The sequence below is a fragment of the Yersinia fenwicki genome, assembly GCF_043099325.1.
Taxonomy (GTDB): Bacteria; Pseudomonadota; Gammaproteobacteria; order Enterobacterales; family Enterobacteriaceae; genus Yersinia.
On the sequence record NZ_CP170755.1, the window covers coordinates 1,212,175 to 1,226,195 of the forward strand.

Genomic DNA, 14,021 nt, shown 5'->3' on the forward strand with positions numbered 1-14,021 from the left:
CTTAGTTAGCGACTTTACGCTGGCGGGGCTTTTTTGCCACCTTGATTTGAGTTATTTCACTTTCCACCCAGCCATCTTGTAGTCGTGTGGTTAGCTTGTCGCCGGTATGCACTTGTTTCGTGGTTTTGAGTAAGCTGCCCTCTGGGGTCTGCGTTACGCTGTAGCCGCGGGCTAGGGTAGCCAATGGGCTGACCGCTTCCAATTGTGAGCAGGCGATGCCAAAACGCTGACGATAGCCATTCAACTGGCGCTCTAATGCCTGGCGCAAGCGATACTCCTGCTGTTGTACCCGCTGATTATAACGATGGATCTGCCCTTGCGGTTGAGCTTGAACCAGCCGTTGTTGCAGCCGCTCAGTGCGTCGGCCTAATAGGCGAATTTGGTTTTGCGCGCTATCTTCCAGGCGGCGTTGTAACTTTAACAGCAGTGTTTGCTGACGAGCCAATCGCAAATGCGGATGTTGCTGTTGCAGCCGATGCTCAAGGCGGGTGAATTGCTGGTTGCGCTGCGCCAGATAATAATCCATCGCCATTTCCATACGCTGCTGCTGCCCCTGAATTTGCCGGACCAACTCTATTTGGTTGCGGCTGACCAGCTCGGCGGCGGCTGACGGGGTTGGGGCGCGTAAATCGGCAACGAAGTCGGCGATAGTGACATCGGTTTCATGGCCGACTGCACTGACAATAGGAATTCGGCTGTTAAAAATAGCGCGGGCAACCCGCTCGTCATTAAAACTCCACAAGTCTTCCAACGAGCCGCCACCTCTCCCGACGATCAACACATCACATTCTCCCCGCAGATTCGCCAGTTGAATGGCTCGGACTATCTGCAATGGAGCATCAGCACCTTGCACTGCTGTGGGGTAAATAATAACTGGAAGCGAAGGATCGCGGCGTTGCAAAACGTGCAAAACATCGTGCAGAGCAGCGCCACTGGATGAGGTTATCACCCCCACCTGTTTGGCTGGGCTAGGTAGAAGTTGCTTGTGGCTTTGGTCGAAAAGCCCTTCAGCGGCCAGTTGCTGTTTAAGCTGCTCAAATTGCTGTTGTAGTAATCCGTCGCCAGCAGGTTGCATACTTTCGGCAATTAATTGGTAGTCACCACGCGGTTCATACAGGGTAATCGATGCTCTGACCAACACTTGTTGGCCATTTTGTGGGCGAAAAGTGGTACGACGATTGGTGTTACGAAACATCGCGCAACGCACCTGCGCCCGATCGTCTTTTAAGGTGAAATACCAGTGACCCGACGAAGGCTGAGAGAAATTGGAAATCTCGGCAGTGAGCCAAATTTGGCCCATTTCCATTTCCAGCAGTTGTCGCACCGTCTGATTAAGGCGGCTGACAGTAAAAATTGATGACGCGGAAGATTGTGACATGTGACCTGGTTCAAATTTTAAAACAAGCACTTAATTGATCGATATTACCTGCCTCAAACCGCTTGGCAAGAAAAATAGTGAGAAAGTGCTGGAGGCAACCGATTACGCTCTGTATAATGCCACGGCAATATTTTATCTTTTTACATTCACCTTGGTGAGATATTGCCCATGCTACGTATCGCGAAAGAAGCTCTAACATTTGACGACGTTCTCCTGGTTCCAGCCCACTCCACAGTCTTGCCTAATACGGCAGAACTTGGTACTCAACTGACTGCAACTATCCGCCTGAATATCCCTATGCTGTCCGCAGCAATGGATACCGTAACCGAAGCTCGTCTAGCCATTGCACTGGCACAAGAGGGCGGTTTAGGTTTTATCCACAAAAATATGTCCATTGAGCGTCAGGCTGAAGAAGTCAGCCGCGTGAAAAAACACGAAAGTGGCGTTGTAACTGAGCCACAGACTGTTACCCCTACCACTACTCTCCGCCAGGTTAAAGAACTGACCGCCCGTAACGGTTTCGCCGGTTATCCGGTAGTGACCGAAGATTACGAGCTGGTTGGGATCATTACCGGCCGTGATGTTCGCTTTGTAACTGATCTGGACCAACCCGTGACAGCGGTGATGACACCGAAAGAGCGTTTGGTGACGGTCAAAGAAGGCGAAGCCCGCGAAGTTGTGCTGCAAAAAATGCATGAAAAACGTGTCGAGAAAGCTTTAGTCGTTGACGATAGCTTCCATTTGCGCGGCATGATTACCGTGAAAGATTTCCAAAAAGCAGAGCGTAAGCCAAACGCTTGTAAAGACGAGCATGGCCGCCTGCGCGTTGGTGCTGCTGTCGGTGCCGGTGCGGGCAATGAAGAGCGTATCGATGCTCTGGTCGCTGCTGGTGTTGATGTTTTACTTATCGACTCATCTCATGGTCATTCCGAAGGCGTTTTACAGCGCATTCGTGAAACGCGCGCTAAATATCCTAATCTGCAAATTGTTGGCGGTAACGTCGCAACAGGTGCAGGGGCTAAAGCCTTGGCTGATGCCGGTGTCAGCGCAGTTAAAGTCGGTATCGGCCCTGGTTCAATCTGTACTACACGTATTGTGACTGGTGTCGGTGTTCCACAGATTACTGCGATTGCTGATGCGGTCGAAGCGCTGGAAGGTACTGGTATTCCGGTTATTGCCGATGGTGGTATTCGTTTCTCTGGCGATATTGCTAAAGCCATTGCGGCGGGTGCTTCATGTGTCATGGTCGGTTCTATGCTGGCAGGGACTGAAGAGTCTCCGGGCGAAATCGAACTGTATCAAGGTCGTTCATTCAAATCTTACCGCGGTATGGGTTCACTGGGTGCGATGTCCAAAGGCTCTTCAGATCGCTACTTCCAAACCGATAATGCGGCCGATAAATTGGTACCAGAAGGTATCGAAGGGCGTGTGGCATACAAAGGTCTGTTGAAAGAGATTGTGCATCAACAAATGGGTGGCCTGCGTTCCTGTATGGGGCTGACCGGCTGTGGCACTATCAATGAATTGCGTACTAAAGCTGAATTTGTCCGGATCAGCGGTGCAGGCATTCAAGAAAGCCATGTTCATGATGTGACGATTACCAAAGAGTCACCAAACTACCGCATGGGCTAATAACAAGTTAATTAGTCATCTGGTGCTAGCCATCAGATGACTATTTTTTATTTTAATATTTGGAATACGCCGCACATGACAAAAAATATCCATAAACATCGCATTATTATCCTCGATTTCGGCTCGCAATACACCCAACTGGTGGCGCGCCGTGTTCGTGAAATTGGTGTCTATTGTGAACTTTGGGCGTGGGACGTGACCGAAGACCAGATCCGCGAATTTAACCCAAGCGGCATCATTCTCTCCGGCGGCCCTGAAAGCACCACTGAACATGACAGCCCACGTGCGCCTGATTATGTGTTCACTGCTGGGGTTCCTGTGCTGGGTGTGTGCTATGGCATGCAAACCATGGCAATGCAGCTGGGCGGTAAAGTAGAAGGTTCAAACCAACGTGAATTCGGTTATGCGCAGGTTGAAATTAAAACTGATAGCGCACTTATCCGTGATATCAAAGATGCCATCAATCCAGCCGGTGAAGCGGTGTTGGATGTTTGGATGAGTCATGGCGATAAAGTCACCGCGATCCCGTCTGACTTTATCACTGTAGCCAGTACTGATACCTGCCCGTTTGCCATTATGGCTAACGAAGAAAAACGTTTTTATGGCGTGCAGTTCCACCCTGAAGTGACACACACCAAGCAAGGTCAACGCCTGTTGGAGCGCTTTGTTCTGGATATCTGTGCTTGTGAAGCACTGTGGACCCCGGCCACCATTATTGAAGATGCTATCGTGCGTTTGCGTGAGCAAATCGGTGAAGACCACGTCATTCTGGGTCTGTCTGGTGGTGTTGACTCATCCGTGACTGCAATGCTGCTGCACCGTGCCATTGGTAAACGCCTGACTTGCGTGTTTGTTGATAACGGCTTGCTGCGTTTGAATGAAGCGGATCAGGTGTTGGAAATGTTTGGCGATAAATTCGGTCTGAACATTGTTCATGTGGCCGCAGAAGATCGTTTCCTGGCAGCACTGGCTGGTGTTGATGAACCAGAAGCCAAACGTAAAATTATTGGTCGTGTATTTGTTGAGTTATTCGACGAAGAAGCCTGTAAGCAAGAACAAGTTAAATGGTTGGCGCAGGGCACTATCTATCCAGACGTAATTGAATCCGCAGCATCAGCCACCGGCAAAGCGCATGTGATTAAATCTCATCACAATGTGGGCGGCTTGCCTAAAGAGATGAAACTGGGCTTAGTTGAACCTCTGAAAGAGCTGTTTAAAGACGAAGTACGTAAAATTGGCCTCGAGCTGGGCCTGCCATACGACATGCTATATCGTCATCCATTCCCAGGCCCAGGTTTGGGTGTGCGCGTTCTCGGCGAAGTGAAAAAAGAATATTGTGATTTACTGCGCCGCGCAGACGCCATTTTTATTGAAGAGCTGCATAAAGCAGATCTGTACAATAAAGTCAGCCAGGCCTTTACTGTATTTCTGCCAGTTCGTTCCGTCGGCGTGATGGGCGATGGTCGTAAATATGATTGGGTTGTCTCATTGCGTGCGGTTGAAACTATTGATTTCATGACAGCACATTGGGCGCATTTACCCTATGACTTCCTGGGGCGCGTTTCAAATCGTATCATTAATGAAGTCAATGGTATTTCTCGTGTCGTTTACGATATCAGCGGTAAACCACCCGCAACAATAGAGTGGGAATAAATCTCTCTAATAAGATATTGTTTCTAGTCTAAATGAAGCCTCCGATAATTCGGAGGCTTTTTTATGTTGGCCGTAAGAAAAATAGTAACTGTGTTTTTATCTTTAAATGTAAATAAAAAATGAATTAATTTTTCGCAGATTGTTCTTTTAAGTTTTTTTTGTGTGTGAGTATAAAAAAGTTAATTATCGCACGTCGGGTCATGCAAAAAAAAAAGCATGTTTCTGCTTACTTACTTTTAAAGGTAAAGCATGAATGTTAATAATCAGATAGGTAAGGTGTTTTATGTATTAGTTTTTATTTCATGTAGTTCAATGTCTAATCATTTTGATGAGGATAATGTTTGTTTTTACTCTAATGATGGTTATATCGAAAAAAGTGGTTCAAAGAAGTTCTGCGTGCCTTATTATACCGAGGATGAGTGGCTATTTAGTCAGTGGAATAATAATATAGCCTCTATTAAAATACCACTAAACCTCCAGGTTGATGTTTTTAGTGATTTTTCATTTACGGGGAAGTCAGCATCGTTTTATAAAAGTACTAATTCTGCTGAATTGGAAAGGCACGGCTTGATATCAGATATAAGTTCTTATCGTGTATTACCTAAAAAACTATACTCTAATAATAAACGAATTATTTTCAACTATCACTCTCATCTATTTCCAGAAAGGTATCTCAGCTACAATTATTATTTGAGCCGTGGGCACAGCATTCTTTTAAGTAGAAAGGATCAACCTATAGATATCGACGGTCAAAGTTCCTCTATTTTTTATAGCCACGCTGGGCAGATCATGACCGCTTTTTCTGGACAAGGGTTTGATCGTACTCTCTATTGTTTGTTTCCGGCAGATCGTAGAAAGGGCAATTTAACTGCTGATGTCACATTTAGCTATTGCGATATAGGAAATAAAGGGCAGGTTTGGCTCCTTCAAAAAATAAAAGATCAGATAGTGCTGGTTAATAAAAGCACGGGCACGGCGCTGTCATTGGATGAGCAGGGTTTTTATGTAAGCTTGCATCCACGACCTAATGTGATGAATCATCTATTTGACCGAGGAAACCAAGATTATCATTCTGAGGTTGAAATTAATGAAAATGTAATATGGTTTGATGAATCTTACATTGAGAGTATGAAGTCGTCTGCAGTAAGACCTTTCCTTCAGTATAAAGAGACCTTTGAAACATTAAATGAATCCGGCCATAGAGATGTTATTGTTAATCATTTGGATAAAGCTGATGATGTTAATATCTACTTTGGTGGGGATAAAATAGGTATGCATGTTTACTACAATGCAGAGACAAAATCTTTAATTTCTTATAATAAATACAGTGATGAACAGAAATTAAAAGAAGCATCATGCCTTTCATTAATTAATACTCCTGTAGGGCAGGGGCATGACTTGCCTCTCAATTTCACTTATAACCGTAGTAGTTACAGCGATAACGCTATTGAGTATCGCTGTGATAATGGTATTGCTTATAATAAATATACACATAGGTGGAATTTTATAACAGATGATCAATATCGTTTTTTAGTTAATGGACATGAAAATAAAGTTCTACATTTTTATATTAATGAAAACCCACAAAAGATAAATTTCAGAGGTGGCGTCATTGGACCTAAGGTGGGTGAGCATATTGGCCAGGCGATCAATTTTAGTGATCGAAAACCACAGGATGCAATATTCATTAATAACCTGGCTTTAGCCGACATTCTTAATATGGAAAAAGGCATTTGCGAATTAAGCGCAACTCAAGATAAAAATAATACCCCGTGTGGAGGGATAAACACCCGCTGGTCTTCAACTGATTATCAGGTACTGAATACCGATCTCAGCCGTGACTATATCCCTTGGTTGTTATCACAAATAATGCATAGATTGCATATAAATCAATGGACTGATGAATTGGCGGATTTCCTGCAAAAAGTTGAAGCGCTGGACGCACTTTTCGAACAAAAGAGAAACCAACTAACCGATAAACCAGCATTGGAGCAAACAAAAACACTATTGATCGAGTTTTTACAGACTTATGTCTCAGATGAATACACCAAAATTTGGCATCAGGCCGCTTATGTCCTAAATCGAGTTGATGTATTAATCGAATGGGAGAATAACTAGCCACCATAGTTACAAAATGTGACGCAAATCACATTTATCTTTACCCTCTCATTAAGGGATGTATAATCTTGACGAATCTTTACAACTAAACTAAATGTTTAACATCTCTATCTTATAACTCACATCGCCATCAGGCGGGAAGTCCATTCATTATTAGTCAAGATTGCCACTGCCGCTGCGTATTTCATACGGCAGTTTAGCTCGCAGTAACCCGCATCTGTTAACGCCATGCCGATAGCATGTCTATTTATTCAACAGATGAATACTGCGTGCGTGCTCTTTTGTGGAGAAAAACATGTCGGTAACTCGCTCTGCGATACCTCAGTTGCGCGGTATTTCGCGTCGTCGCCTGCTAGGCTATGTCGGTGTCGGGCTGGTCAGCAGCCTGATGAACCCCCTCTCTTTGGATGCTTTCGCAGCATCAACACAAATTTCGCCGCAGAATTTTGAAAGATTCATGTTGGTTTCCCGCGCACTGACGGGTAAACGCCAGCTTAATGCGCAGGTTGGTCAGCGAATTTATCAAGTATTGCTCGGTAAAGTCGGTGGTTTTGACCAGAAACTGGCCTTATTACAACCGCTACCCACTGGTGAGCCTCATCAATGGCCGCCATTACAACAGCAGATTGCCCGGCAGATCTTGCAAGGTTGGTATGTGGGTGTCATTGGTGAAGGAACTGATGCAACAGTTATCAGTTATGAAAATGCGTTGATGTTCGATGCGGTATCCGATGTGTTGGTTATTCGCTCTTATTGCCCGAATAAACCCGGATACTGGGCTGCAAAGCCTGATGTCGCCTTATAATTTTGGAGAATACATTTATGGCTGACACACTCAAGGCGGATATCGTCGTTATTGGTTCCGGCGTTGCTGGCGGTTTGGTTGCGCATCAATTGGCGATGGCAGGTAAATCAGTATTGGTGCTAGAAGCAGGCCCGCGCCTTTCGCGCTGGGAGATTGTGGAAAACTTCCGCAATCAGCCCGACAAATCAGACAATATGGCACCTTACCCCTCAACGTCTTATGCCCCTCATCCTGAATCTAACCCTAATAATAACTATCTGATTCAAAAGGGCGAACACCCCTACGATGTCCAATATATTCGTGCGGTTGGGGGCACCACTTGGCACTGGGCAGCGTCCGCCTGGCGTTTCCTGCCGAATGATTTCAAGCTAAAAACAATCTATGGCGTTGGACGCGATTGGCCAATTGATTACGCGGCGCTGGAAAAATGGTATTTACGCGCAGAGCAGGCGTTAGGGGTTTGGGGTCCGAGTGATGAAGATCTTGGCTCACCGCGCAGTGCACCTTATCCAATGGCACCGCTGCCACTGTCGTGGAATGAACAGCGCATTAAAACCGTGCTAAACAGTCACACTTTTAATGGTAGTCACTTTGATGTTGTGACCGAGCCGGTGGCGCGAAATAGCCGCCCTTATGATGGCCGTCCCACCTGTTGTGGCAACAATAATTGCATGCCAATTTGTCCGATAGGGGCGATGTATAACGCCATTACTCATGTTGAGAAAGCCGAGCTTGCAGGTGCTGTTATCCGCCCACAAGCCGTGGTTTATAAACTGGAAGTCAATGACCAACAACAGATCACCGCTGCCCTATTTAAGGATGCTCAGGGTAATGAACATCGCGCGGAGGGTAAGTATTTTGTGTTGGCGGCCAATGGTATTGAAACACCGAAACTGATGCTGATGTCCATCAGTGATAAAAATCCGCTAGGTATTGGCAATAGCTCCGATATGGTTGGGCGCAATCTGATGGATCACCCCGGTACTGGCGTGACTTTTATGGCTAATGAACCGCTATGGCCGGGGCGCGGCCCGCAGGAAATGACCTCTTTGATTGGTTTCCGAGATGGTGCATTTCGATCCGAATATGCGGCGAAAAAGATTCATTTATCCAACTTGTCCCGCACTGATCAGGTCACCATTGAGCTACTTAAGCAGGGAGAATTGCAGCTTGGGCCGCAACTTGATGCGAAAATCCGCGATCGGGCGGCGCGGTTTGTGCAGTTCGATAGTTTCCACGAAATCCTACCGCATGTAGAAAATCGTATTATTCCTAGCCCAACAGAGAAAGATGCCATCGGCATTCCAAAGCCAGAGTTTTACTATGCGATGGATGATTATGTGCGCAAAAGTGCGGTGCACACTCAGCAAGTCTATGCCGAGGCCGCCAGGTTGATGGGCGGCACAGAAGTGCAGTTCCACAATAACTTCGCCAATAATAATCATATTACTGGCACAACTATTATGGGTAATGATCCTAAAGATTCAGTGGTGGACAGTGATTGCCGTACCCATGACCACAAAAATTTGTTTATTGCCAGCAGCAGCGTGATGCCAACTGTCGGTTCAGTTAACTGTACTCTGACGATTGCCGCGCTCTCTCTACGTATCGCTGAAACACTCAAGGCTGAGGTGTAACATGAAAAAGCAAACCTTATGCCACTCAGTGAAACTCTTGTTTATCATATTCGGATTAGCTGTAACCGGATCTGCTAGTGCAGATACTGATTTAATTACGCGGGGTGAATACCTGACTAAAGCCGCAGACTGTGTGGCGTGCCATACCACCAAAGAGGGTAAACCCTTTGCCGGTGGATTAGCTTTTAAAACCCCAATGGGCACCTTATATTCGCCGAATATCACACCCGATAAAGAAACTGGGATTGGCAGTTGGACGGATGAGGAATTTTTGCGTGCATTGCATGAAGGCAAAGGTAAAAACGGTGAAAATCTCTATCCTGCATTCCCTTACACCTCTTATACCTTGCTGACGGATGATGATGTAAAAGCGATTAAAGCTTATTTGTTCAGCTTGCCGGCGGTGCATCAGCCGAATCGCGAGAATGACATGCCGTTCCCATTCAATCAGCGCTGGGGCCTGTGGTTCTGGAATCTGGTGAATTTTGAGGGGCAGCGCTTCCAGCCCGATACCAGCAAGGATGCACAATGGAATCAGGGGGCTTATTTTGTTGAAGCGCTCGGGCACTGCGGTGAATGTCATACCCCGCGTAATATCACTATGGGGATGAAAGACAGCAAAGCTTATTCTGGTGCCGATATTGATGGTTGGACAGCATTCAATATTACCTCAGACCCACATGCTGGAATCGGTGGCTGGAGCCAAGAGCAGGTCGTGCAATATCTGCGTAGCGGCCATGTTGACGGTAAAGCGCAAGCTGCCGGGCCGATGGCGGAAGTCATTGAAAATAGCACGCGCTACTTGACTGACAGTGACCTGAACGCGATGGCTGTCTATTTGCGTACGCTGAAACCATTGAATCCTGATGATGAGACCAAGAGTCGCTCGGATTGGGGGCAGTCGGCAACCAGTGTTAATACCTTACGCGGTATACCTTTCACCGCAGATAACAACACCGATGGTGCGCGTCTGTATCTGGGGAATTGCGCCAGTTGCCACAGTTTTACTGGTGAGGGGGTGAAAGACGGTTATTACCCATCATTGATGAAGAACTCGGTGGTCGGAGCATCCACACAAAATAACCTGATTAATGTGATTCTTCACGGGGTGTCGCGCAAAACCAATGATGGCGAGGTCTTTATGCCCGGTTTCGCCAATACATTAACTGACCAGCAGGTGGTTAGTTTGAGCAACTATCTGTTACAACAGTTTGGCCAACCCACTTTGAATATCAAAGCTGAGGATGTTAAAGCATTACGTGAAGAGTAATTAATAAATCAAGATAAGGGAGCTTCGGTTCCCTTACTTTCTTTTCGTTTCTATTATTGAGTTCTTGGCCTTATTTAACCTTTTCATTATGCTGATGCATTAATATATACTCGCCACCATAATGGTTTCACGCAGAGTGGAATGGTCAAAATCCTCCAGACGAAAAGGCTCCTCAGCCAACTAGCTAAACGTGGCCTGACGTGATGCCAAATACATAGTACGCAGAAATGGTCGGTCACTCTCTTGATGCTGACGAATCTGAATGTTCATTCTCGGTTATATCTCCAAGAGTGCTGGGTTGACTATCGATTTAGTTATCATTTTTCCAGGGGATAAAATAATTATTTGTCAGCGTGACATAAATAAAATGGTGGTTATATCATTGTTTTTAATGGGGTTAATGCTGAAAAAATGAAGGTTTATAATATATTTATTCTGTAATTAAAACCTATGATTAGATAAGTGTAATAAATAAATCGAAAGAGAGAGTCCTGATTGAATTGAAATATTACTGTTGTTTTAAATTTTAATCTGACAAGTTACATAATAAGTTTTAATAACGTTTAGTTCCTTTTTTGATACTAATGTAGGCTGAATATATTATAATCATTCGTTTTCTCGATATCGTATGTTATCGGAAGAGCAGTTTTTATTTGGTAATGTCTGATTTGATGCTGCCTGCATCTTTAGGCTCTATCTTTGATAGCGATGAGTACTTAGTTAATCGAATGTTTATTTTATTCTGTGTAACTGCTCCCGTATCATAGGTGATAGCTCCGGCGGTCACTGAACTCAATAATAATGTGGCTCATCGCCAGATAAATCACTTCCAGTACTGAGTCGTCCGTCGGGAACACTTGGTGTTTTTTATTGCATGCCGGATCACATTGTTTAATGACTCGATAGCATTCACCGTGACGATGGGTTTACACACATCGGGTGAGTCGTCGAAGAAAGTATTGCTATTTTCCAGTACGCACGTCAGTTTTGGCCGATGACGAGTATTTATCGTCTCCGATACCGGCGAACCTACCCAGTACCATCAGCGCGACTTACTCTTTAGGTACCTGATGCATCGTTTTTAGCGCACAGGTAAGGGCCTTATAGTCCTTTCACAACACATATTTGATGCTGTTTCACATCATATAAATGATACAGAGGTGAATATGTGTCTGAGGGTATACGCTGTGTATCGCATCTGGGAACTCTTTCAGACCATCCAAACAAGCAACCAGGATATCGGTTTTTAAGCTCTGTAAGCACACTGAGCCAGAACTTCATGCTTTCATTTTCTGTCAGTCACATGCCCATTAGCTCTTTTGGTCTTCAGTATTAATGACCAGATCACGGAATATGGCTTTGTTAACCACGCTGTAGCTGTTTCGACAGTCAGTTTTGTCTGCATGCGGAAAACTGATTTAGACCGGCTTAGGTTTAATGCCTTCAGTCAAGTTTAGCCGCAACGGCTTTGAGTTTCTTTTTGTCCCTAATTAGCCTGTCTCCGTTGTTGGAGTGAACATATCAAAAACAGGCAATTACAGCATTTTAATTACAGTCGCTGGGTAATAAATATCTTCACAAACTCTAACATTTTTAATTATTAATTTCTCCATTTTGGGGTGTGTATTAATTACAGTTTTGTGAATCTGTAAATATATAAGCTCCGATTGTACACTTTCGTCAATTATTTCAGATAATGTCAATTAACCTCTTTTTTATTACACTTTAGTATACATTTTACTTTTGATATAGCCGTTTGGGAATTGTTTAAGTTAGCGCTATTAACGTTAACATCATTGTGGGTACTAGAGATGCCCTCTCTTAGTATTTACTGTTTACTGTATTTAAAATTAAAGTGAGAAAAAATGAAATTATATCTAGGTAATAATATTAGCTTCGAAATAACTGTAGCATGAGGGTTTTACATTCAGCACAATGCACGATAGTACATACAGGAATGCGATGATTTGTTGATTTATTACTCATCAAAGATGAAAACTATCTATTTTTTTTCTATCAATTAAGTCAGATTGATTACCTTAATCTATTGAAAGTTATCGGTGAATTCTGAATGAATTTTGGTCCGTTTAAAATGCATAGGAGAAATTTCCCATTGCCATAGTTTTAATTATTAGTTTTAGGCAGTAGAACTGCAGTTCGTAGATAGTTGAGGTTGGAAAGATCTTAGTAATGAATGCGAGGAATGAGAATTTAACATTTCTACATTCTCTTACCAGGATTAAAGTTTATTGACTTAAATCAAAAACATTGATGTTTGACCTGCCTTGCTATTGTAGCGAATGGTTGATAGAAATGATCACTTGGCGGTCGATTAATGTTGAACAAAATGGATCAGATGTATGCGTGCATATGGAAATATATTATTTTCTTTTTATTGTAGTGATCTTTTTTTTAAAAAAGGATTGTTTGAATTATTAGATAACGTTTATAACGCATCGAGTTCTGAGTATGATAGACAAAATATAAAATGTACAGTCGGGAGTGATGATTATTATTGGGTTGACATTGTCGTGCTATCATCAAAAAGCATTTTTGAAGAATTGCCCAAAAGAAATAAAGAATTTGGTGATGGTGATAGTGATGGCAATAGTGTTGGTGTGATCGTTTTTTGCACCGAGAATATGATGAATGTCATCAAAGGTGTAAATGGTTATGAGAACGCGTTCTTTTTCACAGAGAAATTAAGTTTATCAAATGTAAGTGAAGTGTTCGGAAGTATTATCTTCGGTGGTAGTGAGAGTAGAAAGAGAATTTTTGAAAAGATAAACTTCGACCGACTCACAAATAGAGAGAGGTTGGTTTCTGAGCTTATCCTGAAAGGAAAGAGCCAAAAGCAAATAAGTAATCTTACGGAGATTAATGTCAAGACGGTGAGCTCGCACTTACGTTCTGCTATGATTAAGTACCATGTAAATAGTGTGTTAGAATATATAATGAAACTTTCTTATATTGAAGATGTCAACTACAGCTAGTTGTTATTTGGTTAATTTTAAAAATAATGAATTCAATCATCATACGCTTACGTAGGAGGCTGTAATTAAAATGCTGTAATTGCCTGTTTTTGATATGTTCACTTCAACAACGGAGACAGGCTAATTATGGACAAAAAGAAATTCAGAGGCTTTGTGGCTGAATTGGCTAACGGCCTTAAACCGAAGCCGATTTTAATCAGATTTCCCACATGCTGACGAAATTTACTGTCGAAACAGCGCCAGCGTGATTAACAACGCCATATCCCGTCCTCTGGCTATTTAAGACTAGAGGCCCAACAGAGCTATTGGGCATGTGGCTGACAGAGCTTAAGAACTGATGTATCCAGAACATTCTGGTTACCTGTCTGGATGGCCTGAAAGGATTTCCGGATGTGACTCACCGCGTAATCCTCAGACACATACCCACCTCTGCATCATTCATATGATGTGAAATAAAGTAATCCCCGATGTTTAAGGTTCTAAAAGTCGGCCATAGACTCATCCCTCATGCAAAAATTTAATTGATCAGCCCTTC

The 14,021-nt window shown here is 43.8% G+C and carries 8 protein-coding genes and 2 pseudogenes; 7 read left to right on the plus strand and 3 right to left on the minus strand.

From position 1 onward, the window contains the following. Position 1: 1 nt before the first annotated feature. Positions 2–1,378: an exodeoxyribonuclease VII large subunit gene (xseA, locus tag ACF3VQ_RS05615; RefSeq protein WP_392433743.1), complete on the minus strand. Its 1,377-nt coding sequence runs from the start codon at positions 1,376–1,378 to the stop codon at positions 2–4. 168 nt (positions 1,379–1,546) lie between these two features. Here xseA and guaB point away from each other — a divergent pair, with 168 nt between their 5' ends. The 6 genes from guaB to ACF3VQ_RS05645 all read left to right on the plus strand — a co-directional run bounded on the left by guaB (position 1,547) and on the right by ACF3VQ_RS05645 (position 10,493). Continuing rightward, complete coding sequence (gene guaB, locus ACF3VQ_RS05620) at positions 1,547–3,010, plus strand: IMP dehydrogenase (RefSeq protein WP_005172545.1); 1,464 nt, start codon at positions 1,547–1,549, stop codon at positions 3,008–3,010. 75 nt (positions 3,011–3,085) lie between these two features. Next, positions 3,086–4,663: a glutamine-hydrolyzing GMP synthase gene (gene guaA, locus ACF3VQ_RS05625; protein ID WP_392433744.1), complete on the plus strand. Its 1,578-nt coding sequence runs from the start codon at positions 3,086–3,088 to the stop codon at positions 4,661–4,663. 249 nt (positions 4,664–4,912) lie between these two features. Beyond that, positions 4,913–6,781, plus strand: a complete 1,869-nt coding sequence (locus tag ACF3VQ_RS05630; protein ID WP_392433745.1) for a hypothetical protein — start codon at positions 4,913–4,915, stop codon at positions 6,779–6,781. Positions 6,782–7,076: 295 nt separating this feature from the next. After that, entirely contained in the window at positions 7,077–7,586 is a 510-nt protein-coding gene (locus tag ACF3VQ_RS05635) for a sugar dehydrogenase complex small subunit (protein WP_392433746.1), read from the plus strand. 17 nt (positions 7,587–7,603) lie between these two features. Continuing rightward, complete coding sequence (locus ACF3VQ_RS05640) at positions 7,604–9,223, plus strand: GMC family oxidoreductase (RefSeq protein WP_392433747.1); 1,620 nt, start codon at positions 7,604–7,606, stop codon at positions 9,221–9,223. Between the two features lies 1 nt (position 9,224). After that, the gene (locus ACF3VQ_RS05645; RefSeq protein WP_392433748.1) at positions 9,225–10,493 is read left to right on the plus strand and encodes a c-type cytochrome; all 1,269 of its coding nucleotides are present in this window, start codon (positions 9,225–9,227) and stop codon (positions 10,491–10,493) included. A gap of 111 nt (positions 10,494–10,604) precedes the next feature. Here the strand turns inward: ACF3VQ_RS05645 and ACF3VQ_RS05650 are convergent. Both ACF3VQ_RS05650 and ACF3VQ_RS05655 read right to left on the minus strand, forming a co-directional pair. Continuing rightward, positions 10,605–10,763, minus strand: a pseudogene (locus tag ACF3VQ_RS05650) (GNAT family N-acetyltransferase); the annotation flags it as partial. A gap of 491 nt (positions 10,764–11,254) precedes the next feature. After that, positions 11,255–11,878: pseudogene (locus ACF3VQ_RS05655) on the minus strand (transposase); the annotation flags it as partial. A gap of 975 nt (positions 11,879–12,853) precedes the next feature. On the opposite strand from ACF3VQ_RS05655, the gene ACF3VQ_RS05660 reads away from it, so the two are divergent. Continuing rightward, positions 12,854–13,486 carry a helix-turn-helix transcriptional regulator gene (locus ACF3VQ_RS05660; protein ID WP_392433749.1) on the plus strand — a complete coding sequence of 211 codons (633 nt, stop codon included), beginning with the start codon at positions 12,854–12,856 and terminating at the stop codon, positions 13,484–13,486. The last annotated feature ends 535 nt before the right edge of the window (positions 13,487–14,021 follow it).